Below are 23,868 nucleotides of genomic sequence, written 5' to 3'. Positions count from 1 at the left end.
CGACTTCGGCCGTGTGATCGAGGGCGGCCTTGGCGCGGACGAAGCCGCCGACACCAGCTTCCTCGGTTCCACGTTGGAAGACGCGATGGCGTCGCCTGCCACCCCCGGCGTGTTCGAGGTGCTCCCGCGACTGGTCGACATGTTCGGCGGCAGGGCGTGGATCATCTCGAAATGCGGTGTCGAGACGCAACTCAAAACGGTGGCCTGGCTGGACCACCACGACTTCTACCGGCGCACGGGGTTGCCGCGCAGCAATGTGCGGTTCTGCCGCGAACGCGCGGACAAGGCCACGCATTGCCGCGAACTGGGTGTCACGCACATGATCGACGACCGGCTCGACGTGCACGCGGCGATTCGCGACGTCGTTCCGCACCTGTATCTGTTCGGACCGCAGGACAGTGAAATTCCCGACTGGGTGGTTCATGTGCCGGACTGGCCCGCGGCCGCCAAGCGAATCGCGTCGGACATTACCGGGTAGCAGGGGGTCTGTTTTGGGCGCCAACCGGGACGACGCCTGCCCGCCCGCGGAGAAACCTGGAAATCGGAAGAGCGCAATCTTCCCTATTGATAGGCATTTTCGAGGAGTTCTTATGAATTTCAAACGGGTTATCGGCAGTGTGGCGATCGCCGGCGCCATCGGTGTGTCCAGCCTCGGCATCGGTGCGGGAGTCGCCAACGCCAGCACCGACAGCGCCCATTCAGGCACCGCGGTGGTGCAGCCCGTCGACTGGCGCGGTTACGACCACGGCCATGGATGGGGGCACGGGTACGGGCGCGGGTACGGCGGCTTCCGCGGCGGGTGGCCTGGTTACCACTGGGGGCACGGATGGGGTTGGCACCCCTGGCGCTGGTGAACGCATAACTCCCTGAGCCGCAACATCACTCGTCGCTCTTCTGCGGCGGGTCGGTGTTGCCGTGGAGGAGTTCTTCGGGGTGGTGGGCGTGGTTGGTGTCGGGCTCTTATACAAATCTGACGCTGCCTGCGAGCCTACGCGTGGGTGTGTACGTGAGGCTCGTGCTTTTACTGGAAGAAGAATAAGTAATATGGAGATAGTAGAGGTAAGANCTGCGGGCCCAGCACCAGCGCGCGCTTGCGCGCCCGGTCGCCCTCGGTGAAGTCGCCGTCGGGGTTGAAGATCTCATCGATGCGTTTGGCCAGTTTCTTGACGATCTCGGCGTCGGTTTTGATCGCCTCACCCACCAGCGAGGCTTCCACCTCGTCACGATCGGTGGCCGAAACGTTGGCCGGTAAACCCTTGATGGCTTTGGCGATGGCCTTGACGTGATCGACACCGATCTGCCCGCCGGTCAATGCGGCGGCCACATACGGCAGCACCGGCGCCAACGGCGGCCCGGACAGTTGGCGGCGCGGCGTGAGTTTGGCGGCGGTTTTCATCCGGGCTTTGACCTCACCGGGGGTGATCCGCAACCGCGCGGCCAGACTGTTGACCATCCGCGGGGCCATCCTCGGTTCATCGGGCGGATCAGCGATCTGACCGAAGAACCGATACATCAACCCCCGATTAACCCGCTCCTGGGTCTCCAACCGTTCACTAAAGGTTGCCCGAAACTCATTGCCCACCTGCTCCGAGCACAACACCCGCATCTGGGCATAGGCGGCATCCACCTGATCAGCCAACGCGTCAAACCGCTGCCGCGCCGCCTCCCCACTCGTGAATTCGCCCATGACCCAACGCTATCCACCCCCCACCGACCCACCACAGCCCACAACCCGCCAGCTGTGGATGAACACGCACCTGGGGATAAATATCCGGAAATGTCACACCACAGTGCTAGGCCGCGCAGGGGATACTCGCCGCCAGCGAGGTGCCGACACCGATCGGGCTGTTGACCCAGAGGTGTCCGCCGACCGCCTCGACCCTGTCGACCAACCCGATCAGACCCGACCCGTTCGACGGATCGGCGCCGCCGGTGCCGTCGTCCTCGATGACCAGGTCGAGGTTGCCGTCTGACGCCTTCACCGTCACCTTCACCTCGTCGGCGTGCGCATGCCGGACGGTGTTCGTAAGCGCCTCAGCCACAACGTAATACGCAGCGACCTCGACCCGGTCCGGCAACCGGGACGGCACGTCCACGTCGAGTTCCACCGGCACCGTCGACCGGCACGCCAGCGACCGAAGTGCTGGCGCCAGACCGCCTTTGGACAGGATGGCCGGGTGAATGCCGCGCGAGATCGCGCGCAACTCCTCAGACACATCGCTGAGCCCCCGCACGATCTCGTTCAACTCTGTGCGCAGTTCACACTGATCCATTGGCAGTGACTGCTCCGTCACCCGGGTCTTCAACGCCAGCGACACCAGTCGCTGCTGGGCCCCGTCGTGCAGATCGCGCTCCAACCGCTTACGCGCATCGTCGGCCGCCGCCACGATCCTCATCCGCGATGCGGTCAGGTCCGCCCGCGCCTGCGCATTCGCGATCGCCATCGCGACGTACTTCGCGAAATCCGCCAACCGCGCTTCCGTCTCAGCCGGAGATGGTTGCGCGCGAGACGAACTCACCACCGCAACGCCCCACTTTTGCCCGTCGACGATGATCGGCGCTGTTCTGCCGCCGACCAGCACCGTCGAAGCCACGTCACCACCCGAATCGTCGTGCGCCGCCACCAGCACCGCGCTTCCGTCGAGTTCGTATCGGAACAACGCCACCTGCTGCGCGCGCAGCGCATACGCCAATTCCTTTGTCACCGTTGCGAACACTTCACCTGGCGGCAGGCCTTCCGCCACGGCGGTCGCGACCCGGCGCAGCGCCGCCTGCCGTTCGGCCGTGCGTTCGGCCTCCGCGGCCCTGGCCCGCGCAACACCGGCCAACGAGTTCGCGGTCAAGGTGATGACCAGAAAGACACCGATCACCACCCAGTTACGCAGGTCCGTTGCGTCGAAAGTGTCGTCCGGCCAGTCGCGGAAATAGCCGAACCCGAATGCGCTCACCACCGAAGTCACCGCGGCCAGTCCGGTCCCCCACCCGATCGCCACCACCAGTGCGCCCAGCAGATACACCACGCCGAAGGTGTCCATCGGCGCCAGGCTCCTGAGTACGACGACCAGAAGCGTCTCGGCCGCCGTCGCCGCAGCGGCAACCACCAAGCCCACCCACATCGGTGGCGCAGTCGGGCGCACCAGCAATGAGAGCAGGTGGCCGCCGGGCCCGCGCGTGGACACTCCCTCTGCATAACTCGGCGCGCTGCCAACTGCCTGTGAATAGGCTGTGGGACAACTGAATTGGGTGTCAAGTGGCGCTAGCGGTAAACCCGAATGGCCGCCAGCGCGGACGACACACCCAGCACAATCCGCCATCGTCTAATGACATGGACACCAGCACCGGCGCACGTCTGGTCGGCCATGTCGTCGCCACCGCGATCCTCGTCGCAGCGGCGGTGGCAGTCACCTGGCAAGTCTTTTTCACCGGCCCCGCTATGGGGGCTAGCAGGTATGCGCAATGCCGGATAACCGGTAGCGGCGTTAGGGGGGCAGCCATGCAGACAACGCCCCGACTTCACACGAGAGTTGTGAGCGAACAACGAGTTACGTTGCCGTCAGGAGTGCCGAATGCACAGTAGCACCGCAACACCCGAGTCCGAGGCCGTTCGCGACGAGACACTGGCCGCGAGATTCGAACGCGACGCTGTCCCCCTGCTGGACTCCTTCTATCCGCAGGCCATGAAGATGACCCGCAACCGCACTGAAGCAGAGGATCTGCTTCAGGAGACGGCAGCCAAGGCATTTGCTGGCTTTCACGGATTCCGCGACGGCACCAACCTCGGTGGGTGGCTGTACCGCATCCTGCTCAACACCCACATCAGCGGGTACCGCAAACAACAGCGCAGGCCGACCCAGTGGCTGACCGACGAGATCACCGACGGCCAACTGCTGGCCGAGGCCAGGCACACCTCGACAGGCCTACGCTCCGCCGAAGACCAGGTGCTGGATCTGATGGGCGACACCGATGTTCGCGAAGCGATGCGCCAGCTACCCGAAAAGCTGCGCACGGCCGTGTATTACGCCGACATCGAGGGCAGGCGGTTCAAGGAGATCGCCGAGTTGACCGGCGCCCCGATCGGCACCGTGATGTCACGACTGCACCGCGGCAGGCACCGGCTTCGCACGCAGTTGGCCCACGTCGCACGAGACCGCGGCTACGGCCTCACCGACGTCGCGTGATCAGCGCGGCGGGTCGCCCCGCCACGCGAAGCTGTTGACGTACTTGCCCATGTCCAAGGCGATTTGGAGGTTGGCGCCCGAGGGTTTGCCGCTGCCGAAGTCCGGACCGAACTGACGGAACGGTCCGACCGCGGCCGCGATCAACGCCAAGTCGTTCTTGACCGCCACCATCACCAGCACCCGCATCTTCAGATAGCTGCTGTTTGCGCCCTGCGGCCAGCAGTCGGCGGCCTCACCGTAGCCGGGCTGGTAACCCACCATCGCGTTGGGGATCTTGTATGCGGTGCGGGCGTCCGGAAACGTACGGCTGATAAGGCTTTTGGCGATCTGCTCCGGTGACCGGTTGGCCGCAGGCTCGCTGATCAATTGCAGCGTGCCGCCGTCGCCTGCCTGCAAGTCGGCAGTCACCCCGTTCGCATCGGTGCTCACCTTGTACGCCGTGCCCTCGGCGGGATACGACACCGAGAACGCGCCGTCGGGTGCGGTGAACCGGGGATTGGTTTCGACGGGTGTGCCCGTCGGCGGGTGCCCACAACTGGGCGGGCACATGTAGCGGGCCGGCGGTTTGCTTCTCAACATCGTCACCCCGACCAATGCCACGGCGATGACCGCGATCGCGCTGAACCAGATCAACAGCACACGGGCATGCGAACTGTGCCGTACCGGCGCGGCGGCGTAGGTACCCGACGGAACGGCGTAGCCGGGAAAGAACTTCGGCTCGCTCATGACGCGCCGGTCTCCTCGTCGGTGCGCACGGGTCGCTGGTCACGCCGGGCCGACCGCGACGACCGCGACGACGCCCGCGTCGCGACGCCGCACGCCGGGCAGAACGCCATATCCGGAACGACGTGCCCGCAATGCGGGCACAGCAGCGGCGCGTCGGACTGGATCTCGTCGTGTGCCTCATGCAACAACGCGAGGTGAAGGCCAAGGCGCAGCAGGAACAGCGCCACCGCCGCCAACGCCAGATAGATGACCAGCATCAGCATCTGCGGGAAATGTGAGACGTCGATCAACCCGAGGCCGACGTAGACCGCGAGCACCGCCGCCGCGAAGCACACCAGCAGCGCACGCACCACGCCGGGATGTTGCTTCTCCTTGGTCGGCGGACGCTTGAACCACAATGCCGCGCCGATCAACCCGCCTGCCGCCGCCGCGGTCAACGGCACCGCCACACCCCGGATGCCCGCCTCGACGAGCAGGCTGTCCATCGGCCGCCTGGTCACCACGCCGGTGCCGAACTGCGGGGCCAGTCTGGTCAGCGTCGCGGCCGCGGTGAAGGACAGCGCGCCGAGCGCTCCAAGCATGAAGCCGTCCAACGCTTCCCGCGTCGGTGGACCCAGCAGTCGGACGATCACCACGGGCGCCAACATCAGCAGCACACCGCCCAGCGGAATTCCGATACCGGTGCTCAACATCCGGGTCCCGGCGACGCCTACGCCCAACCCGACTTGAAGCGACCGGGCCACCATCATCCCGGTCAACAGCACCCAGCCGACGCCCAGCGCGATCCCAAGCGCGGCCGCCAGCACCCAGCTGCGGGCGGGCAGGTCGTCGAATCCGTCGGACTCGTGCAGATACAACACGAACAGCAACGGGAAACCCAGTGCCGAGACGGCGACCAGCGCGCCGGGCATCCGCAGCACCGCGAATACGACCAACGCCACCAACACCAGCGCGAGCCCGACCCGAAACACGTTGCGGGACCGTGGCGGAAGGTGCGGGAACAACGAACTCGCCAGCGACGGCTGCAGCAGGTGCTCCCCTGGCGCGGCGCCAAAGTCGCGGATACGCAACCAATCCGGCCCTTCGCCCGGCCGTGGTGTCAGGTGACAGCCGCACAGCCCGCAGTATTCGCCTGCCGGGACGTCGACCTTGCAGATCCGGCATTCCTCGGTGGGCACTTGTTCTTCGGGGCTGCTCATTGGCTCACCCTCTGCACGACGAGCAGGTTGCGCACCAGGTTGTCGATGTCCGGGGTGCCCAGTCCGGTGACCAGGTCGTAGCCGGGGGTCGCGGTGTCGACGGCATTGCCACCGAGCGTGACGTCACGGAAGCCGGGCAGCGGCGCACCGGCCGCGGTCCGATACAGCAGCGGGTTGAGGTCGCCGAGTTCGCGGCCGCCGTTGGCGAGCAGGTACTGATTCATCACGGCGGCCAGCCCCGCCCAGATCGGCGCCGACTGCGACGTGCCGCCACCGACGAGTTCCTGTTGGTCGAACACGATCCGCACGCCGGTGAACGGGTCGGCGACAGCGGCGACGTCCGGCGTCAGCCTGCGGCCCTGATCCTTGTCGGCCAGTACGCCTTTCTGCCACTCCGGCCGGTCGAACAACGACGACACCCCGCCGCCGGTGCCTTGCGACAACGGTACGTCGAACCAGGCCTGCTCGGCCTGCCACACGCCGTTCGCGTCCGTCGACAACGTGGTGCCGCCGACGTCGACCATCTCCGGCAGCGACGCCACCGAATCCAGACCCACATCGCTGGCTCCCGGTGGCGACGACCAGTCGTCACCGCCCTTGCATTCCAAACCCGCGAGGTCGCCGCTGGCGTTGAACGCCGTCGTGCCGTGCGAATGCGCGGTCCGCAACGCCGACCGGGCGGGCGCCATATCGGCCGCGGTGATCAGCTTGTCGCAACCCCAGCCGATCGAGAAGCTCCAAACCGCTCCCGGGAACTGCCGATCGGCATCCTCGAGCATCCGGCCGATCTTCTCGTAGCCGCCGTCGCCCTCCACAGTGGATCGGGCGTTCCACACGACCTTGCGCGCATCCGGCGCGACGGCGTGGGCGACCTCGAGGTCCATGGTGGTCTCACCGCGCGCTTCCTTCGGCTTGCCGCCGATCACGACCGGCGTGAACTTCGGCAGGTTGTACGTGGTGGCGAACGTGTCGAGGTCGGACTGCTCGAAGCCGTCGAACGCGAAGAAGACGATCGTGGTGCCCTTACCGGTGTAGCCCTGTGCGGCCAACTTGTCGGCGTTGTAGGTGGTCAGCAACCGCGCGGGCGTCAGCCCCCTGTCGGGCACGTCGAGCGGCAGGATCGACGGCCGCGACGTGTGGTGCGGCGTGTAGCCGAGAATCCGCCCGAACTCGGTGACCTCGCCGCGAAGCGGTTGGGGGATCGACGGCTGCTGCGGCGACGCATAGAACACCTGGCCGCGTTGCCCGCGGTAGTCGTGCACCTCGACGTCGAACGCCTTCGCCACCCGCTCGGCGGCGCCCTCGACCACGGCCCACTCGTCGCCTGGCCGCCAGCGCACGTCCAGACCGTTGTCGCCGGCCCACCCGTAGAGCGCATCCGGCCGACTGGTGTCGCTCAGCGCGGCGGTCAACTGGGTATCCGCGCGGTGCGACGGCCCCAGGTCAGTGGAACTGGCCAATAGATAGGCGTACGGCCCGCTGATCAGTCCCGAGGTGCCGGACACCGCGGGCCGTAGATCGGAAACGAGTGCGAACACCCCGACAGCGACAAGCGCCAGCGTCGTGAAATGCCGGGCAACCACAAGAGCCAGCGTACGTCCGGGCTGGCCAGAGGGTGTTCTAGTTATCGCCGGGAATGGCGGTCGGCGCAGGCGGGGCCTTCACCGGCGGCGTGAACAGGTTTCCACCGGTCGGGTTGATCGACTTCTCCGTCGGCGCGGGCGGCGGCGGGGCCGGCGTCTCGGCAGGCGTGGTCGTCGTCGTGGTCGTGGTGGTGGTCGTCGTTTCCGGCGCCTTTTCCTCTTCCTTCGCGCACGAAGCGGTCAAGCCGACCATCGTGACAATCGCGGCGCCACCGGCAACCGCCGCGATACGGCGACCCATCCGACCCATGATTTCGTCCTTCCCGACCTTTGCCAGCGGTTTTGAAGATCAAACTGGCTGACGAAACTCTACCCAGTTGTGGCAGCAGGTGCACAGCGATTGCGCAGCGGGTGCCAAGCCCGGAGGGTTGAATCTAGCGGCGCAAGGGTATTACCGTTTGTCGTTTCGTGTAGCCGTGCCCCTACGAAATGGTGGTCGCCGTGTACCAACAGATTCTCGATCCGGTTGCGCATTCTCTGGCGTGGAGCTCTTTGATCGCGGCGCTGCCGCTGCTGCTGTTGTTCGTCATGTTGGGTGCATTGAGGGTGACTGCCTGGGTGGCGTCGCTGGTGTCCCTGGTGCTGGCGATCGCGCTTGCGATTTTCGTCTACGGCATGCCGTTGGGCCAGACACTGCTGGCAGGCACGGAAGGCGCGGCGTTCGGGTTCTTCCCCATCCTGTGGATCGTGATCAACGCGATTTGGGTTTACCAAATGACCGTCGAGACAGGGCATTTCGATGTGCTGCGGCGGTCGTTCGCACAGGTCAGTGACGACCAGCGGGTGCAGGCCGTCATCATCGCGTTCTCGTTCGGCGCATTGCTGGAGGCGCTGGCAGGGTTCGGCACCCCGGTCGCGGTGACGTCGGTGATGTTGATGGCGCTGGGGTTCCGGCCGCTCAAGGCGGCGGCGCTTTCGCTGACCGCCAACACCGCGCCTGTCGCGTTCGGTGCGATGGCCACCCCGATTCTGACGCTCGGCAAGGTGACAGGTCTGCCCAGCGACACCTTGGGCGCGATGGTGGGCAGGCAGACACCGATCCTCGCACTGTTCGTGCCGCTGGTGCTGGTGGCGATCGTCGACGGTTGGCGCGGGCTGCGGGAGACCTGGCCGGTGGCCCTGGTCTGCGGCATCGTGTTCGGGATCGGGCAGTACGCCACGTCGAACTTCCTCTCGGTGCCACTGGCCGACGTGGTCGCCTCACTGCTGTCGGCGGCCGCGGTGGTCGCCATGGTCCGGATCTGGCGCCCGCGCACCGAGCATGCGCCCGCGGTGATCGCGGGTGGCGCGGCCGACGAACCGACGCCCGAATTCGCGCACCGCGTCGAGAACCCTGACGATCGCGCCGAGGTGATGAAGGCCTACGCGCCCTACGTCATCGTCATCATCGTGTTCGTGATCTGTCAGATCACCGCGGTGAAGAATTTGCTCGACAAGGCGACTTTGAAATTCGACTGGCCCGGCATACATGTCGTCAGCACGACGGGAAAGCCGGTGTCGCTCAACCAGTTCACGCTGAACCTGCTGACCACTCCCGGCACCCAGATGCTGATCGCGGGGGTGATCACGATGGCCGTCCTCAAGCTGTCGGTGCCCCGCGCGGTCAAGGCGTACGGCAGCACGCTGTTCCAGTTGCGCTTCGCGATCGTCACCGTGATGTTGGTGTTGGCCCTTGCGTTCGTGATGAACCTGTCGGGTCAGACCATCACCCTCGGCACGTGGATGGCGGGGGCGGGCGGCGCCTTCGCGTTGCTGTCACCCGTGCTCGGCTGGCTCGGCACCGCCGTGACCGGTTCGGACACGTCGGCGAACTCGCTGTTCGGGGCCTTGCAGGTGACGGCGGCCAATCAGGCCGGGCTCTCGGACGTGCTGATGGCCGCGTCGAACAGTTCGGGCGGCGTACTGGGCAAGATGATCTCGCCGCAGAACCTGGCGATCGCCGCGGCCGCGGTCGGCATGAACGGCAAGGAAGGCGACATCTTCCGTCGCGTCGTGGTGTGGAGCCTGGTCTTCCTGGCGGCGATGTGCGTGCTCTCGGCGCTGCAGGCGTCGGTCCTGGCGTGGATGGTGCCCTGACTCAAACCGGCTGTGGGCCAAGCAGTTTTACGATGCCTGGACGGCGGTCAGCGCCTCGTCGAGCGTCGGGAACAGATCGAAGATCTGGTCGAGGCCGGTGAGCTGAATCGGTCGACTGGTGGCCGCGCTGTTGGCGACCACCGCGAACCGCGCGGACTCGCTGACGGTGTTGTGGGTCGCCACCAACGCCTGAAGACCGGCCGACGCCAGGAATCCGACGTCGGTCAGGTCGATGACGAGTCCTGTCGGCTTCGATGTCAGCGCGTTCTCGATGGCGGCTTCCAGCGTGGGGACCGTGGCCAAGTCGATATCGCCGTCGACTCGCAGCACCGCGATCCCGTTCTGGTACGCGAGCGCGGTGGCGATCGCTTCGTCGGCGGGCATGGGGAAAGCCTAGTAGGCAATCGCGGTTGACGATTGGCGACTTCGCCGCTTACCTGCCCGGCGCGGAGGCTAATGTCGGCTGAGTGACTCGTGCACTTCGACCGTGTGCGAGCGGAGTTGGGAGGCTGAATGTCTGAATCGACCACAGATTTCCCCGCTGTCCCCACCAAGCTCGTCGGCGAGGATCTACTGCCGCAACTCGTCCAGCACCTGCGTCAAAATCGCACCGCCCTGCGCGAGGAATGGGCGCGCCGCATCACCGAGGCCGAACTGCTCACCGCGATGTCGCCGGAGGAGATCTTCTCCGAGGCGACCACCGTGTACGACAGCTACGTCGAGGTGCTGGAGACCGGCAGCGTCGAAGCGCTCCAGGACTATGCGCGCGACCTGTCGGAACGCATCATCCCGCGAGGCGTGGAAACCGACGAGGTGGTCGGCATCGTGCTGTTGCTTCGCGACGTGCTGGCCCGCTCGCTGTTCGAGAAGTACCAGACCGATTTCGACCTGCTCAACCGCGTTCTGGACGCCTACGAACCGGCAGCCAACCGCATCGCGAACACCGTGGCCGTCGGCTTCGTGCAGGAACGCGAGCGCATCATCCGCCAGCAGCAGGAAGCCATCCGCGAGCTGTCCACCCCGGTGCTGCAGGTGCGCGAACAGTTGCTCATCCTGCCGATCATCGGTGTGCTCGACAGCCAGCGCGCCCGCCAGGTCACCGAGCAGTTGCTGCGGGCGATCCGCGCCAACCGCGCGAAGGTGGTCGTCATCGACATCACCGGTGTGCCGACCATCGACTCCACCGTCGCCAACCACCTCGTGCAGACCGTCGACGCGTCGGGTCTGATGGGTGCCAGCGTGATCATCACCGGCCTGTCGTCCGACATCGCCCTGACCCTGGTGACGATCGGGCTGGATCTGTCGAAGATGAACGCGGTCGGCGACCTGCAGGGTGGTATCGAAGAGGCCGAGCGGCTCCTCGGCTACGAGGTGACCCGCACCGGCGACCAGAACGGATGACCAGCGCTACCGCTGCCCCCTCATGCCTGTCCCCATTCTGAAACAAGGCGCGATCCTGATCGCTTCGGTACAGGCTGCCCTCACCGACTCCGACGCCGACCGGTTGCGCCACGACCTGATGGAGCGGGTGAGCCGCTACCGCGCGCACGGCATCATCGTCGACGTGACCGCCATCGACGTGATGGATTCTTTCGCCGCCAGGTCGCTGCGCACCATCGCGCACATGACAAGGCTGCGCGGAGCGGACACGGTGATCGTCGGCCTGCAACCCGAAGTGGCGTTCGCGATGGTGCAACTCGGCCTCGTCTTCGACGACATGTACACGGCGCTGGATCTCGAAGAGGGGCTCGCGTTCCTCAACCGGCAACTCGAGTCGCGCCAGCCGACGATCGGACGCGACGGTGCCGATTGACGCCGGAATGACTCCGAGAGACGAGGTGATCGACGTCAAGAATTCCGACGATATCGTCGCGGCGCGCCAAGCGGGACATCAGCTGGCGCGCGACCTCGGGTTCTCGCTGACCGATGTCACGATGATCGCCACCGCGATCTCCGAAATCGCCCGCAACATCACGAGTTACGCCGGCTCCGGTGCGATTCGGGTTGCCGTTGAGGAGCGCGACGGCCGCACGGCGCTGGTGGTGCGCGCCGAGGACGAAGGACCTGGCATCGCCGACATCGAGCGGGCGCTGGAGGACGGCTATTCGACCGGCAGGGGGCTTGGCCTCGGGCTGCCCGGTGCGCGACGCCTGATGGACCACTTGATCATCGACTCGAAGCCCGGCCGCGGCACCGTCGTCGAGATGTGGAAGTGGATCCCAGCAAATGCGTAGACAAGGTCAGATCGGACCCATCGAATGGGCAACGGCGCGCCGCCCGCTGCCCGGCGAGACGGTCTGCGGCGACTACCCGATCGCGGTCGACGTCCCTGGCGGCGCGGCGCTGTTCGGGGTGGCCGACGGGCTGGGCCATGGCGCGGCCGCCGAGACCGCGGCGCTGCGTGCGGAGGAAGTGGTGAACCGTTGTCGCAGTGAACCTCTCGACGTCCTGCTGCAGCTGTGTCATCGCAGCCTCAGCGACACCCGCGGCGCCGCAGTCACTTTGGCGCGCATCGACTTCGGGCTGCGCACGCTGAGCTGGATCGGCATCGGCAACGTGACGGCCGATCTGGTGGCCAAGCGCCCGGGTGGCGCGCAGATCCGGGCGTCCGCGCTGCTGGCAGGCGGCATCGTCGGCTACCGCATCCCGCACGCGCTGACCACCCATCAGGTGCCCATCTCGCCAGGTGACCTGCTGGTCATCGCCACCGACGGCATTCTCGAAGACCACGTCCGGGACATCGACTTCGCCGCACCCGCGACCGCGATCGCCGACCACATCCTCGACGCGTACAGCAGGGAGTCCGACGACGCGCTGGTGCTGACCGCGCGTCACCGGGGCACCTTGTCATGACCGGCCCGACGACGAACGCCGACTTTCATGCCCAATATGCGGCCGCGCTGAGCGCCTACCTCGCCGCCAAGGGCGAGGACACCCTTGCCGTCGGCCACGAGTTGGGCCGGCGCGCATTGACCGAGCAGATCAGCATGCTCGAGATCATCGAGAACCACTCCCGCCTCGTCGAGCGCGCCGACGCGAAGGCCGACGCGTCCGTGGCGCTGCAGTTCTTGCTGCAGACCCTTGCGGCGCTGGACGTCGCGACGCGCGGATTCATCGACGGCACAAGGAAATACGAACAACAGCGGGCCCGCGCCGAGGATCTGGCCGACCGCGACGAGTTCCGCACCGCGTTGGTCAACTCGCTGCAGGAGGGCTTCTTCGTCGCCGACGCCACGGGGGCCGTCACCGAGATCAACGAAGCCTTCGCCGACATCACCGGCTACGGGCCCGATGGTCTGCCGTACGCGTGGCCGCCGCCGTGGATGAGCGACGGCACCGCGACACGCGACCAGTTGGCGCAGTTACTCGCGTACGGCGCCCTCGAAGCCGAAGCGCCGGTGCGGCACCGCGACGGGCGCCTCATCTGGGTGGCGATGAGCGTCAACGCCGTCGCGTCGCCGAACACCGAACACGGCACCTTCGTCGGCACCATCCGGGACATCACCGCCGCGCGGGCGGCGACCGTTCGGGACCGGGCGGTGGCCCGACTGGCCACCGCGGTGAGTGTCGCCAAGAGCGTCGGCGAGGTGCTGTCCAGCACGCTCGACGAGTGCCGCACCGCGCTTCAGACAGCGCGCGTCGCGGCGGTCATGTGGTCGACCGACGAGCATGATCCGACCGTGCACCAATCGGGTGACCCCCCGGTGCTGCACTGGCGCGACCTCGACCCGCGGTTGCGCGAATGTCTCGACACGGCGCGCACCTGGCTGCCGCTCACCGTCGAATCCGTCGGCTGGACAACCGGTTCCGATGTCGCGCACGGCATGGTGGCCACTCTGTCGCGGGACGCCGCGCTGTGGCTGGAGTTCGACAGTCCGCGCGTTGTCGCGGCCGAGGACACCCAGCTGGTGACCGCCCTGGTCGGGCATCTGAGCCTGGCCATGCAGCACGTCCGGCAGTTCGAACTGGCGCGCGACACGTCGTTGACGCTGCAACGCTCGATGCTCGCACCGACCGAGCTGCCCCCTGGCTTCGCGGTGCGCTACGAGCCCGCCGTGTCGCCGCTGGAGATCGGCGGCGATTGGTACGACGTGTTGCCGGTGGGCGACGACCGCATCGGCATCATCGTCGGCGACTGCGTCGGTCGCGGGTTGGCCGCCGCCGCGGTGATGGGTCAGTTGCGCAGCTCCGGCCGCGCGCTGCTGCTGACCGGTGCGTCGCCGTCGACACTGCTCGAGCAACTCGATGCGGTAGCCGGGTTCATCCCCGACGCGTTCTGCACCACCGTGTTCGTGGCGATGCTCGACACCCGCTCCGAGACGCTGACGTACAGCAGCGCGGGCCATGTTCCCGCGGTGCTCACCGCACCGGACGCGGCGCCGCTGATGCTGACCGACGCCAGATCGGTGCCGCTGGCCGTGCACAGAGACGAGCCGCGGCCGCAGGCCACCGCCGCGCTGACCGGTGGATCGACGCTGCTGCTCTACACCGACGGGCTCGTCGAGCGTCGCCACGAGTCGATCGACAAGGGGATCGAGCGCGTCGCCGAGGTGATGTCGCAGACGATGCAGCTGCCGGTCGACACGGCCGCCGACGTGATACTCGTAAGACTGGCCCCCGACTCGGGCTACGACGACGATGTCGCGATCGTGCTGTACCGCCATCCCGGATCGACGCTCGTGATCGAAATCGACGCAACGCCAGCGCGATTGACCGATATCCGGCATCAGCTCCTTGCGTGGCTGCACTCCGCAGGCGTGTCGGAGACGTTGGCCGGCGACGTCGTGTTGGTGGTCAACGAGGCGTGTAGCAACAGCGCGGAGCACGCGTACCGGGGCCAGCAGGTGGGCCCGATGCGTGTCGAGGCCACGCGCGACGCCCATCACATCCACATCCAGGTGTCGGACTCAGGGTCGTGGAAGACGCCGCCTGCGGATCCCGGAACCCGCGGCAGGGGCATTCTGTTGATGCGGTCGCTGAGCGAACAGGTCGACGTCGACGGCACCTCGCACGGCACAACCGTAGGCATGCGGTTCGCGGTCGGATAGGTTCAGGCAGTATGCGCTCGAGCGTCGGAGGTGCAGGGTGACCAGCGTTTCCGGCGCCGGCGCGCGCCGACCAGCCCCGCTGAGTATCCGGCTGCCCGCGGTTCCCGCCAGCCTCGCCGTCGTGCGCGATCGCCTGCGTGGTTGGCTGCCGACCACCGCCGTGACCGCGGCCGCGGCCGCCGACGTGCTGCTCGCCGTCGGAGAGGCCGCGACGAACGTCGTCGAACATGCGGTGCGCGGCGCGCCCCGCACCGTCATGTTGGAGGTGACGGGCCGGGCCACCGAAACCGGACTAGCGTTGACGGTCAAGGACAACGGGCGCTGGCACGCGCCGCCGAGTTCGACGGACCATCGCGGGCACGGCAGCAAGTTGATGAAGGCACTCGTTGACAAGGTGACGATCACACCGTCTCCACAGGGAACCACGGTGGAATTGCACAAGGAGCTCCATCGATGACAACCAGTCAGTTTCGAATGTCCGCAGCGGAGGCCGAGCAACCGCCGGTCGTCACCGCCCGCGGGGATATCGACCTGGCCAACGTCAACGAGTTCTCCGACGTGCTGACTGCCGCCGCGGCGGGCAGCGACGCGATCACCGTCGACTTGTCCGAGGTGACGTACTGCGACAGCGCGGCGGTGCGGGCGCTGTTCTCCGTCGCCGCGACCACCAAGCTCAACCTCATCGTGCCCGCGTCGGGGACGATCATGACGCTGCTGAGCATCTCGGGCCTGGACCGTGTCGCGACAGTGACGACCCGCGACTGATCCCCGCGACTCCCGATGGCCCCCGCTGACTTTCGCCCCCAGTCACATCCCCAACTGGTGGCGTTGATGCATCGCATCCTCGAACGGATGCAGGCTGATCTGCTCGATGCACTCGGGTTCGCGATCGTCATCCACGACAAGCGCCACGACGAACCGCCGTCCGTGCTCGCGTCGGTCGGCGTCGGCGCGGACTTCGCCACCGCCCAACTGGGAGCCGTCGGAGGACCCGTGCCCGATGCGCTGGCCTACCAGGTGCCGGTGCTCAGCATCGACCTCTGGACCGATGACCGCTGGCCCCAGCTCACCTCGGCTGCCATGAACTCGCTTGCACCACAACAGGAATTCTGTTGGGCCGAGTGCCGCGGCGTCGCGGCCGTGCCGGGCGTATGGGCCGAGGACGCGACGGTTGTGGTCTGCTGTGTGCTCAAGCAACCCGCCAGCGCCGCCACGGTGACCAGCCTGATCACCTACGAGCAACTGGTGTCGGCGGCGCTGATCACATCGGCCGCCGAAAACGCCTCGGCCATAGCGGATATCATCACCGTGCTCCAGTCACGCGGTGCGATCGAACAGGCCAAGGGCGCGTTGATGGGCTTGGTGCGGTGTGACGCCGAACATGCCTGGCGGATGCTGCGTCGCGCCAGCCAGGAGTTCAACGTCAAGCTGCGTGAATTGGCGGTGGCACTCGTCGAACACATCAGCGGTGCACCCGCCGAACAACCCGACACCGGAACGCCGATCACCCCCGACGAGCGCACCCGCGAGGCGGCCCGGCTGATGTGGGCGGCATTGTCGGAGACACCGTCATCCGAGTAGTTCCGCGCCCTGACTCGCCCTGGTACGCGCGATGGTCGGCGCGTTGTAACCCGCGTCGTGGACCGCTTCGCGGATCGCGTCGGCGATGTCGGCAGCCTTCCTGACCGGGGCCAGCGCAATCACGCAGCCCCCGAATCCCCCGCCCGTCATCCTGGCGCCGAGCGCGCCCGCCGCGACGGCGGTGTCGGCGATCAGATCGATGTGGTCTGTGGTGATCTCGAAATCGTCGCGCATCGACGCCTGCGACGTGGTGAACAGCCGGCCGATCGCCGCATAGTCGGAGTGCTCAAGGGCCGCAACGACTTCCAGCACACGCCGATTGTCGGTGAGGATATGGCGGGCGCGCCGCGCATCGACGGGATCGGCGACCGCGGCCAGCGCCGCCACGCCTCGGTCCTGCACCTCCCGCAGCGACGACACGCCCAGGTCCGCCGCCGCCCGTTCGCAAGACACCCGGCGCGACGCGTACTCGCCGCCGGCGTGTTGATGCGGTGCGCGCGAATTGACCAGCAGCAGGGTGACGTCGACGGCATCCGGATCGAACACCACGGGGCGCACCGCCGGTTCGCGGAAGTCGATCAGCAACGCCTTCTGCGGCGCACCGCACAACGACGCCAGCTGGTCCATCATGCCGGTGGGTGCGCCCACATAGTCGTTCTCGGCCCGCTGGGCGAGCCGGGCAAGCTCGATCCGGTCGAGCTCGACGCCTGCCGCGGTGGTCAAGGCGCCGAGGACCGCGCATTCCAATGCAGCCGAAGACGAGACGCCCGAACCCATTTCGACGTCGCTGACGATCGACATGCTGCCGCCCCGGATGCGGTGGCCCGCCTGCGCCAGCGCCCAGACCACCCCCGCGACATAGCCCGCCCATCCGCCGACGTCACCGGGTGCGGTGTCGAGCGGGATCGAAACGGTGCCGTCCCCTTGATCGCTTTGCACTGTCAGTTCGGCGCCCTCGTCGGGTAGATAAGCGACGACTGTGCGTTCGGGTAGGGCGATCGGCAATGCGAAACCCAGGTTGTAGTCGGTGTGTTCGCCGATCAGGTTGATCCGCCCCGGCGCCGCATACCGGATCGGGCCCCTCACGCCAGGTCCCGCAGTCGCTCGGCGACGCTTTCCGGGGTGACGTCACTGATGAACGCGTCCATCGCCGATTCGGAACCTGCGAGGAACTTCAGCTTGGTGGCACTGCGCCGCACCGACATCAGCTCGACGTGGAAGTAACCCTCCCGCTGATCGGCGGATCCGGTGTACTGGTGCAGCGCCGAAATGTACGGCAGCGCAGTCGGATACATGCGGTCGAAGCGGGCGAGCACGTCGAGGTAGATGTGTGCGAAGCCGTCGAGTTCGCCGTCGGTGAGGTCGACGAGGTTGTGCACGAAGCGGTTCGGGTAGATGTGTACCTCCACCGGCCACCTGGCCGCGAACGGGACGAAGGCGGTGAACGAGTCGGTCCTGGCGATGACCCGGCTGCCGTCGGCGATTTCACGGGCCAGAATGTCGGTGAAGAGGTTGCCGCCGTTGCGGTCCGCGTAGGCACGGGCCTCGCGCATCATCTCGGCCGCGCGCGGCGGCAGATACGGGTAGCCGTAGATCTGACCGTGCGGGTGTGTCAGCGTGACACCGATCTCCTCACCGCGATTCTCGAAGCAGAACACGTATGCGATGCCGGGTCGGCCCATCAGGTCGGCGGTGCGGTGCCGCCATGCGTCGACGACCAGGCGGGCATGCTGGTGGGTCAGCCCGCTGAACGAACCGGTGTGGTCGCTGGAGAAGCAGATCACTTCGCAACGGCCATGTCCCACAGCCGATTGGAGCAGATCGCCGTTGGGCGTCGGCAGCGTGAAGGGGGCGGTGCCTGCGCCGGACAGGCTCGGGAAGCGGTTCTCGAAGACCGCGACGTCGTAGTCGGCCGCGGGGATCTCACTGGTCAGCCCGGTCGGTCCCGGGCACAGCGGGCATTGGTCGGCAGGCGGTTTGTAGGTCCGGTCCTGCCGCAGGGCGGCGATGATCACCCATTGGCCGGTCTGGCGGTCGAACCGCAACTCCGACTGCTGTTCACCGCGCTGCGGTAGCGGACGGCGGTCCGGCACCGGCGCCGGTGTGTGGCCGGGTAGCGCGAACAACAACAGTTCGCGGCCGTCGGCGAGCGGCCACCTGGCCGGGTCGGTCATGGCAGCACCGTCGCGATCGTGAGCCGCCCGACGTGTTGTTCGATGATGCCACGGTCGGCGACGGACAGCCCGTCGTCGACGATCAGGTTGTCGACACGGCGCATCCTGGCGAACACGTTGGTCCCCACTTCGCGGTACTTGGTGTGATCGGCCAGCACGGTGAGCTGCGCGCCGATGCCGATCAATGTCCGATTCGTCTGTGCCTCAGCCATATTCGGCGTCGTCAAACCCGCCTCCGGATCAAACCCGTGCACTCCGAGATACGTGCCGTCCACCCGGAACGACCCGATCGCCGCATCGGCGACCGGGCCGACCAACGCATCCGACGGGGTGCGGACTCCGCCTGACAGGTACACCTGCGGGGCGTCGGCGGCATCGCCGCCGGGATCGGTGAGCACCTCGAACACGCTCAGCGAGTTCGTCACCACCGTGATCGACGACCGGTGCCGCAGCCTGCGGGCGAGTTCAGTGGTGGTGGTGCCCGCGCTGATCGCGATCGTCATGCCGTCCTCGACGGTGTCGGCGGCCACCGCCGCGATGGCCGCCTTTTCCGCGCGCTGTTGGCCGGCCTTGACCGACGACCAGGGTTCCTCACCGCGGTTGTGTCTGGCCACCGCGCCGCCGTGCACCTTGCGCAGCAGGTTCTGCGCATCGAGCGCGTCGAGGTCACGCCGGACGGTCATCTCCGACACGTCGAGTTCGGCGGCCAGGTCGGCGACCCGGACCGCCCCGTCGGCGTTCAAGGCCCGCAGGATCGCGTATCGGCGTTCGGCGGCGAGCATGGGACCGCACAATATCAAACACAATTTCCCGATTTGGTTCAGTTTGCCTGGTTAGTGCTGTTAGTTTCTGGTTGTTTGTGACTGAACGTGTGCTTACTCCGACTCAAAGGAGTTGATTACCGCAGATGACCGAGAACGTGCTGCGCCTCAACCTCGGCTGGCTCGACTACATGCTCGTGGCCATCTATTTCGTCTTCGTGCTCGGCATCGGCTTCATCGCTCGTAGTCAGATCTCGACCAGCCTGGACTTCTTCCTGTCCGGCCGCAGGCTGCCCGCCTGGGTCACCGGCCTGGCATTCATCTCGGCGAACCTCGGCGCGGTCGAGATCATGGGCATGTCCGCCAACGGTGCCCAGGTCGGGTTGTCGACCATGCACTACTACTGGATCGGCGCGATCCCGGCCATGCTGTTCCTCGGCGTGGTGATGATGCCGTTCTACTACGGCTCGAAGGTACGAAGCGTGCCAGAGTTCATGCGGCGGCGCTTCGGCCCTGGCGCGCACCTGGTCAACGCGATCAGCTTCGCCACCGCTCAGGTGCTGATCGCCGGCGTCAACCTGTTCCTGTTGGCGACGGTGATCAACGCACTACTCGGTTGGCCGCGATGGCTGTCGCTGATCGTCGCGGCGCTGGTGGTGCTCAGCTACATCACGCTGGGCGGCCTCTCGGCGGCGATCTACAACGAGGTGTTGCAGTTCTTCGTGATCGTGGCGGCGCTGGTGCCGCTGACCGTCTTCGGGCTGATCAAGATCGGCGGCTGGAATGGCTTGAAGGACAAGGTCATCGACACGATGACCGACGGCAAGGTGACCGCCACGACAAGCGAACAGCTGACCACATGGCCAGGCACGGCGCTGTCCGGATTCTCCAGTCCGGTGTGGTCGGTGATCGGCATCGTGTTCGGCCTCGGGTTCGTGCTGTCGTTCGGTTACTGGACCACCAACTTCGTCGAGGTGCAGCGCGCGATGGCGTCGAATTCCATCTCGGCGGCGCGGCGCTCGCCGATCATCGGATCGTTCCCGAAGATGTTCATACCGTTCGTGATCATCGTGCCCGGCATGATCGCCGCGGCCTCGATCGGCGACATGATCCGACTGAAAACCACTGGCGAAGGCGACATCACGTACAACGACGCGATGCTGCTGATGATCCGCGACATCCTGCCCAACGGCTTGCTCGGCGTCGCGATCGCGGGCCTGCTCGCCTCGTTCATGGCCGGTATGGCCGCCAACATCTCGGCGTTCAACACCGTGTTCAGCTACGACATCTGGCAGGACTACGTCGTCAAGGACCGACCGGACAGCTACTACATCGCGGTCGGCCGGATCGCCACCATCGCCGCGACGATCCTGGCCATCTTCACCGCGTTGATCGCGGCGGGCTACTCCAACCTGATGGACTACCTGCAGACGCTGTTCGGGTTCTTCAACGCTCCGCTGTTCGCGACGTTCATCCTCGGTATGTTCTGGAAGCGGATGACCTCGACCGCGGGCTGGGCCGGCCTGGTGTCCGGAACCCTTTCCGCCATCTTCGTTTTCATCCTCTCCAAGGTCGGTGTGATCAGCCTGCCCGGCCAGGGTGTGCCTTTCGTCGCGGCGTCGGTGGCCTTCGTCGTCGACATTCTGGTCAGCGTGGCGGTCACCATGGTCACCACTCCGAAGCCGGCCAGCGAGTTGGTCGGGCTGGTGTACTCGGAGACGTCGAAGGACGTCTTCTCCGATCCGGAGAGCGCCGGAAAAGCCTGGTACTACAAGCCCGTTCCGCTGGCCGGGCTCTCCCTTGCCCTTGTCATCGTGCTCAACATTGTTTTCCACTAAGACGGATTCCACTGATTCGAGGAAACCCAGATGCGACACCTGTTCGACGTTCGCAACATCATCGGTGCGCTGCTCGGCATCTACGGCATCGTGTTGACCATCGCCGGCTTCGCCCCCGGTCTGCTCGGTGACCACCACAGCGCCGCCACCGACAATCCCGTCGACCTCTACGTCGGCACCGATGCCAACTGGTGGGTGGGCCTGGTGCTGATCGGCGTGTCCGTCGTGTTCATCGGCTGGGCGCTACTGCGCCCGGTCAAGATTTCGGACACGGAATCGGAACCGACCGAACCAGGGCGGCACTAGGCCCCTCGGCGCGCCACCGCCGCCTCGAGCTGTTCTTCGTAGGCGCCCTCGTCGCGACCGAGCGCGATGGTGGCCGCGGCCATCGCGATGGTGCTGATCGTGATCAGCACCGCGTCGAGTTGACTGACGTCGAGGTGCTCGCCGAGCACCACCGCTCCGAGAAGCACTGCGATCAGCGGCTCGAGCACCAACATCGTCGGCACCGACGTCTGCAGCGATCCCGCGTGAAAAGCGGACTGCTGCAAGAACGTTGCGAACACGGCGATCAGCACAAGCAGATACGGCACCGGCGTGATGAGCAGTGCATGTACGCCTTCGTAGATCAGCACGTGCATCAGCAATTTGGTCAGCACGGCGACGACACCGAACAACACCCCGACCGCGAGCGCGAGCAGCACCGCCCGCTTCCATCCCATCGTGCGGGTCGCGACGATGACGCAGGCGCCGACGGCGGCCGTGCAGATCACCGCGACCAACGCCGACAGCGGCAATGACGCCTCGTAGTCACCGGGCCTGGTCTTGGCCAACACCACGAACACCGCGAGCGCCAGGGTCAATACCACCGCCCACACCCATTCGCCGCGCGTGACACGCCTGCGGGCCATTCGTGCGCTCAACGGCAACGCGAACAGCAGCGCGGACACCAGGATCGGCTGCACCAGAAGCAGTGAGCCCTTCGCAAGGGCCAGCGCCTGGAAGCCGTAGCCGGCCACGGCGGCAGCGGTGCCCGCCCACCACAGCGGCCTGCGCAATAGTGTCAGGAACATCACCGAACTCACGCCGTGCTCCTGGGGCACGTCGACGGTGGCGCGCTGACGCACCACAATGCCGATTGCCAGAAAGACGGCGGCGAGCAAGGCGAACAGCACCGTCAGACCATGGCCTACCAAGCGTCGAGTTCCTTTCAGGCCACGGCCACCACATGAACAAGACCAACATATTCGTCGGGGCCGCCCAAGCGCGAGGCGATCTCGAGATGGGTTTTGAACTTGCCTGGCCGGGGCATAGAACTGCACATGAACGTGCGACGGTTGATTTTGCTCGTAGGTGCGGTCGTGTTGGTCGTCGGAGTGATCGGACTGCTGATGCCCGTATCGGTGCCGGGACCCGACGGTGGTGACATCGGGTGCGGCAATGCGTTGGCTCAGGATTCGTCAGCCGCGCAGCAGGCCGACAACCAGAACCCGGCCAACCTGCCGATCATCAATCAGGTCGTCCCGCACACCAACTACGCGGCCGAGTGCTCGTCGGCGGTTTCCAGCAGGCGCTCATGGACGATTCCGGTGGCCGTCGTCGGCCTGCTGGTGATTGCCGGTTCGTTCTTCGTCGGCGGCCGGACGGGCGCCCGAACTCCCTAGCTGGCCTCGCGGCCGCCGACCAGACGCAGGTGCGGCTGACGCGGCTCCTCGGGGGCGAGGCGGTCGTTGACCCGCTCGGCCACAGAGTCCACCCGGTTGACGGCTCGGTCGCAGAAGTCGCGCACCTTCTCGCCCGCGGCGTCCACGTCGTCCGCCGCACTGAGTAGGTAGGCCCTCACGTTGACCCGCAACCGCTCACCCGCCCGGCGCACCCGACGGCGCAACCGGTCGTCGATCTCGACGGTGACATACGGCAACACCTGAAGCCTCATTCGCGCCTCCCCTTCGTGGATGCCTGGCCTCAGACTACTGGGCATCGCAGGCCGGGAGGCTAGGAGCCGGAGTCGCCGCTGTCGGCGCTCTCCTTGTCCTCCTGCGCCTTCTGGATCGCGGCCCTGCCCTCGGGACTGCCCGCCGAATTGCCGGGCTCCTTCGCGGTCGCGACGGTGGCGTTGCAGTTCAGGTAGACCAATACCGTGTCGGTGACGGGGCTGAAGTCGTCGCCCTTGATCCACGGCGCCGACTGGGAGTGGCTGACGATGCAGTCGTCGTCGGAGAGCGTGTCCCCGGCCCGGCTCGCGATGACTGCCTTCTTGCCCGCATCGCTGATCGCCTTCGAAGCGTCGCTGTAGGTCTGGCCGCTGTAGTCGTCGGCGGCCGCAACCCCGGACCCGAAGAACGCCAGCGACGTCGCCGCCGCACCGACAACGGCGATCCCGTAAACGCCGAACTTCCTCATGTGACGTCCTCCGTGTGATGTACCTGTGGTTGTCCTTCCGAGACACTGGGTGTCTGGTGGACAGGACGTTAGAGTCACCGGCTGGCAGGACGCTGGTAAACAATATGCAATCTCCTGCCAATTCGGCGTCACCCTTGACGCCCGATTTGGACCGCCAGGTCTAACCGACCAGCGACTTACGCGTTGACTACCTGCTTTTTTGGACGATATAGTTCAGTTCTCTACACAGATAGGACACAGC

At 66.4% G+C, this 23,868-nt stretch carries 28 protein-coding genes; 15 read left to right on the top strand and 13 right to left on the bottom strand.

Annotated elements, in window-relative coordinates:
* Positions 1-13 precede the first annotated feature (13 nt).
* Together C1A30_RS26460 and C1A30_RS26455 are read left to right on the top strand one after the other, a co-directional pair.
* On the top strand, positions 14-478 hold the full coding sequence (locus C1A30_RS26460; protein ID WP_235010216.1) for a hypothetical protein: 465 nt from the start codon (positions 14-16) through the stop codon (positions 476-478).
* A gap of 112 nt (positions 479-590) precedes the next feature.
* Positions 591-854 (top strand): hypothetical protein, encoded by a 264-nt coding sequence (locus tag C1A30_RS26455; RefSeq protein WP_101951258.1) that lies wholly within the window; start codon positions 591-593, stop codon positions 852-854.
* Between the two features lie 167 nt (positions 855-1,021).
* Here C1A30_RS26455 and C1A30_RS26450 read toward each other — a convergent pair whose 3' ends face one another.
* Positions 1,022-1,687 (bottom strand): DUF222 domain-containing protein, encoded by a 666-nt coding sequence (locus C1A30_RS26450; RefSeq protein ID WP_101951257.1) that lies wholly within the window; start codon positions 1,685-1,687, stop codon positions 1,022-1,024.
* Positions 1,688-1,793: 106 nt separating this feature from the next.
* On the bottom strand, positions 1,794-3,179 hold the full coding sequence (locus C1A30_RS26445; RefSeq protein ID WP_235010214.1) for a DUF4118 domain-containing protein: 1,386 nt from the start codon (positions 3,177-3,179) through the stop codon (positions 1,794-1,796).
* Between the two features lie 387 nt (positions 3,180-3,566).
* On the opposite strand from C1A30_RS26445, the gene C1A30_RS26440 reads away from it, so the two are divergent.
* On the top strand, positions 3,567-4,178 hold the full coding sequence (locus tag C1A30_RS26440; protein WP_101951256.1) for a sigma-70 family RNA polymerase sigma factor: 612 nt from the start codon (positions 3,567-3,569) through the stop codon (positions 4,176-4,178).
* Here C1A30_RS26440 and C1A30_RS26435 read toward each other — a convergent pair whose 3' ends face one another.
* From C1A30_RS26435 to C1A30_RS26420, 4 genes are read right to left on the bottom strand one after another with little or no spacing between them, the layout of a single operon-like run.
* Positions 4,179-4,904 (bottom strand): hypothetical protein, encoded by a 726-nt coding sequence (locus C1A30_RS26435; protein WP_101951255.1) that lies wholly within the window; start codon positions 4,902-4,904, stop codon positions 4,179-4,181.
* A complete protein-coding gene (locus tag C1A30_RS26430) occupies positions 4,901-6,103 on the bottom strand; it encodes a hypothetical protein (RefSeq protein ID WP_101951254.1) in 1,203 nt (400 codons plus the stop codon). Before C1A30_RS26430 ends, C1A30_RS26435 begins: the two co-directional genes overlap by 4 nt.
* Entirely contained in the window at positions 6,100-7,686 is a 1,587-nt protein-coding gene (locus C1A30_RS26425; protein WP_101951253.1) for a S53 family peptidase, read from the bottom strand. The genes C1A30_RS26430 and C1A30_RS26425 overlap by 4 nt, the downstream gene beginning before the upstream one ends.
* 37 nt (positions 7,687-7,723) lie before the next feature.
* Positions 7,724-7,996 carry a hypothetical protein gene (locus C1A30_RS26420; RefSeq protein ID WP_082964882.1) on the bottom strand — a complete coding sequence of 91 codons (273 nt, stop codon included), beginning with the start codon at positions 7,994-7,996 and terminating at the stop codon, positions 7,724-7,726.
* 191 nt (positions 7,997-8,187) lie between these two features.
* On the opposite strand from C1A30_RS26420, the gene C1A30_RS26415 reads away from it, so the two are divergent.
* Complete coding sequence (locus tag C1A30_RS26415; protein WP_101952898.1) at positions 8,188-9,822, top strand: L-lactate permease; 1,635 nt, start codon at positions 8,188-8,190, stop codon at positions 9,820-9,822.
* Between the two features lie 27 nt (positions 9,823-9,849).
* Here C1A30_RS26415 and C1A30_RS26410 read toward each other — a convergent pair whose 3' ends face one another.
* Positions 9,850-10,206 (bottom strand): STAS domain-containing protein, encoded by a 357-nt coding sequence (locus tag C1A30_RS26410; RefSeq protein WP_101951252.1) that lies wholly within the window; start codon positions 10,204-10,206, stop codon positions 9,850-9,852.
* A 129-nt stretch (positions 10,207-10,335) separates the two neighbouring features.
* On the opposite strand from C1A30_RS26410, the gene C1A30_RS26405 reads away from it, so the two are divergent.
* The 8 genes from C1A30_RS26405 to C1A30_RS26370 all read left to right on the top strand — a co-directional run bounded on the left by C1A30_RS26405 (position 10,336) and on the right by C1A30_RS26370 (position 16,451).
* A complete protein-coding gene (locus tag C1A30_RS26405; protein WP_101951251.1) occupies positions 10,336-11,223 on the top strand; it encodes an STAS domain-containing protein in 888 nt (295 codons plus the stop codon).
* Positions 11,224-11,245: 22 nt separating this feature from the next.
* Positions 11,246-11,635: an STAS domain-containing protein gene (locus C1A30_RS26400; RefSeq protein ID WP_067797602.1), complete on the top strand. Its 390-nt coding sequence runs from the start codon at positions 11,246-11,248 to the stop codon at positions 11,633-11,635.
* 7 nt (positions 11,636-11,642) lie between these two features.
* Positions 11,643-12,056 carry an anti-sigma regulatory factor gene (locus C1A30_RS26395; protein WP_101951250.1) on the top strand — a complete coding sequence of 138 codons (414 nt, stop codon included), beginning with the start codon at positions 11,643-11,645 and terminating at the stop codon, positions 12,054-12,056.
* The gene (locus C1A30_RS26390; protein WP_101951249.1) at positions 12,049-12,675 is read left to right on the top strand and encodes a SpoIIE family protein phosphatase; all 627 of its coding nucleotides are present in this window, start codon (positions 12,049-12,051) and stop codon (positions 12,673-12,675) included. The genes C1A30_RS26395 and C1A30_RS26390 overlap by 8 nt, the downstream gene beginning before the upstream one ends.
* Positions 12,672-14,870: a SpoIIE family protein phosphatase gene (locus C1A30_RS26385; RefSeq protein WP_101951248.1), complete on the top strand. Its 2,199-nt coding sequence runs from the start codon at positions 12,672-12,674 to the stop codon at positions 14,868-14,870. Before C1A30_RS26390 ends, C1A30_RS26385 begins: the two co-directional genes overlap by 4 nt.
* 37 nt (positions 14,871-14,907) lie before the next feature.
* On the top strand, positions 14,908-15,327 hold the full coding sequence (locus tag C1A30_RS26380) for an ATP-binding protein (RefSeq protein ID WP_101951247.1): 420 nt from the start codon (positions 14,908-14,910) through the stop codon (positions 15,325-15,327).
* Positions 15,324-15,635, top strand: a complete 312-nt coding sequence (locus C1A30_RS26375) for an STAS domain-containing protein (protein WP_101951246.1) — start codon at positions 15,324-15,326, stop codon at positions 15,633-15,635. The genes C1A30_RS26380 and C1A30_RS26375 overlap by 4 nt, the downstream gene beginning before the upstream one ends.
* A 66-nt stretch (positions 15,636-15,701) precedes the next feature.
* Complete coding sequence (locus tag C1A30_RS26370; RefSeq protein ID WP_235010373.1) at positions 15,702-16,451, top strand: ANTAR domain-containing protein; 750 nt, start codon at positions 15,702-15,704, stop codon at positions 16,449-16,451.
* Here C1A30_RS26370 and C1A30_RS26365 read toward each other — a convergent pair.
* The 3 genes from C1A30_RS26365 to C1A30_RS26355 are packed head-to-tail and all read right to left on the bottom strand — an operon-like array spanning position 16,440 to position 19,407.
* Complete coding sequence (locus C1A30_RS26365) at positions 16,440-17,537, bottom strand: galactokinase (protein WP_235010212.1); 1,098 nt, start codon at positions 17,535-17,537, stop codon at positions 16,440-16,442. The two genes, C1A30_RS26370 and C1A30_RS26365, sit on opposite strands and share 12 nt — an antisense overlap.
* The gene (gene galT / locus C1A30_RS26360; RefSeq protein WP_101951244.1) at positions 17,534-18,625 is read right to left on the bottom strand and encodes a galactose-1-phosphate uridylyltransferase; all 1,092 of its coding nucleotides are present in this window, start codon (positions 18,623-18,625) and stop codon (positions 17,534-17,536) included. The genes C1A30_RS26365 and galT overlap by 4 nt, the downstream gene beginning before the upstream one ends.
* Complete coding sequence (locus C1A30_RS26355; RefSeq protein WP_101951243.1) at positions 18,622-19,407, bottom strand: DeoR/GlpR family DNA-binding transcription regulator; 786 nt, start codon at positions 19,405-19,407, stop codon at positions 18,622-18,624. Before C1A30_RS26355 ends, galT begins: the two co-directional genes overlap by 4 nt.
* Before the next feature lie 125 nt (positions 19,408-19,532).
* On the opposite strand from C1A30_RS26355, the gene C1A30_RS26350 reads away from it, so the two are divergent.
* Both C1A30_RS26350 and C1A30_RS26345 read left to right on the top strand, forming a co-directional pair.
* Positions 19,533-21,224, top strand: coding sequence for a sodium:solute symporter family protein (locus tag C1A30_RS26350; protein WP_101951242.1), 1,692 nt, complete (start codon positions 19,533-19,535; stop codon positions 21,222-21,224).
* Positions 21,225-21,254: 30 nt separating this feature from the next.
* A complete protein-coding gene (locus tag C1A30_RS26345) occupies positions 21,255-21,530 on the top strand; it encodes a hypothetical protein (protein ID WP_101951241.1) in 276 nt (91 codons plus the stop codon).
* Here the strand turns inward: C1A30_RS26345 and C1A30_RS26340 are convergent.
* A complete protein-coding gene (locus tag C1A30_RS26340) occupies positions 21,527-22,420 on the bottom strand; it encodes a DMT family transporter (RefSeq protein WP_200828437.1) in 894 nt (297 codons plus the stop codon). The two genes, C1A30_RS26345 and C1A30_RS26340, sit on opposite strands and share 4 nt — an antisense overlap.
* A gap of 126 nt (positions 22,421-22,546) precedes the next feature.
* Here C1A30_RS26340 and C1A30_RS26335 point away from each other — a divergent pair, with 126 nt between their 5' ends.
* Positions 22,547-22,888, top strand: a complete 342-nt coding sequence (locus C1A30_RS26335) for an aminopeptidase (protein WP_101951240.1) — start codon at positions 22,547-22,549, stop codon at positions 22,886-22,888.
* Here the strand turns inward: C1A30_RS26335 and C1A30_RS26330 are convergent.
* Entirely contained in the window at positions 22,885-23,160 is a 276-nt protein-coding gene (locus C1A30_RS26330) for a hypothetical protein (RefSeq protein ID WP_101951239.1), read from the bottom strand. The genes C1A30_RS26335 and C1A30_RS26330 overlap by 4 nt on opposite strands.
* 59 nt (positions 23,161-23,219) lie before the next feature.
* Positions 23,220-23,627, bottom strand: a complete 408-nt coding sequence (locus C1A30_RS26325; RefSeq protein ID WP_101951238.1) for a hypothetical protein — start codon at positions 23,625-23,627, stop codon at positions 23,220-23,222.
* Positions 23,628-23,868: the final 241 nt, after the last annotated feature.

It is taken from the genome of Mycobacterium sp. 3519A (assembly GCF_900240945.1).
Taxonomy (GTDB): Bacteria; Actinomycetota; Actinomycetes; order Mycobacteriales; family Mycobacteriaceae; genus Mycobacterium.
This window is presented reverse-complemented; position numbering and strand designations above follow the sequence as displayed.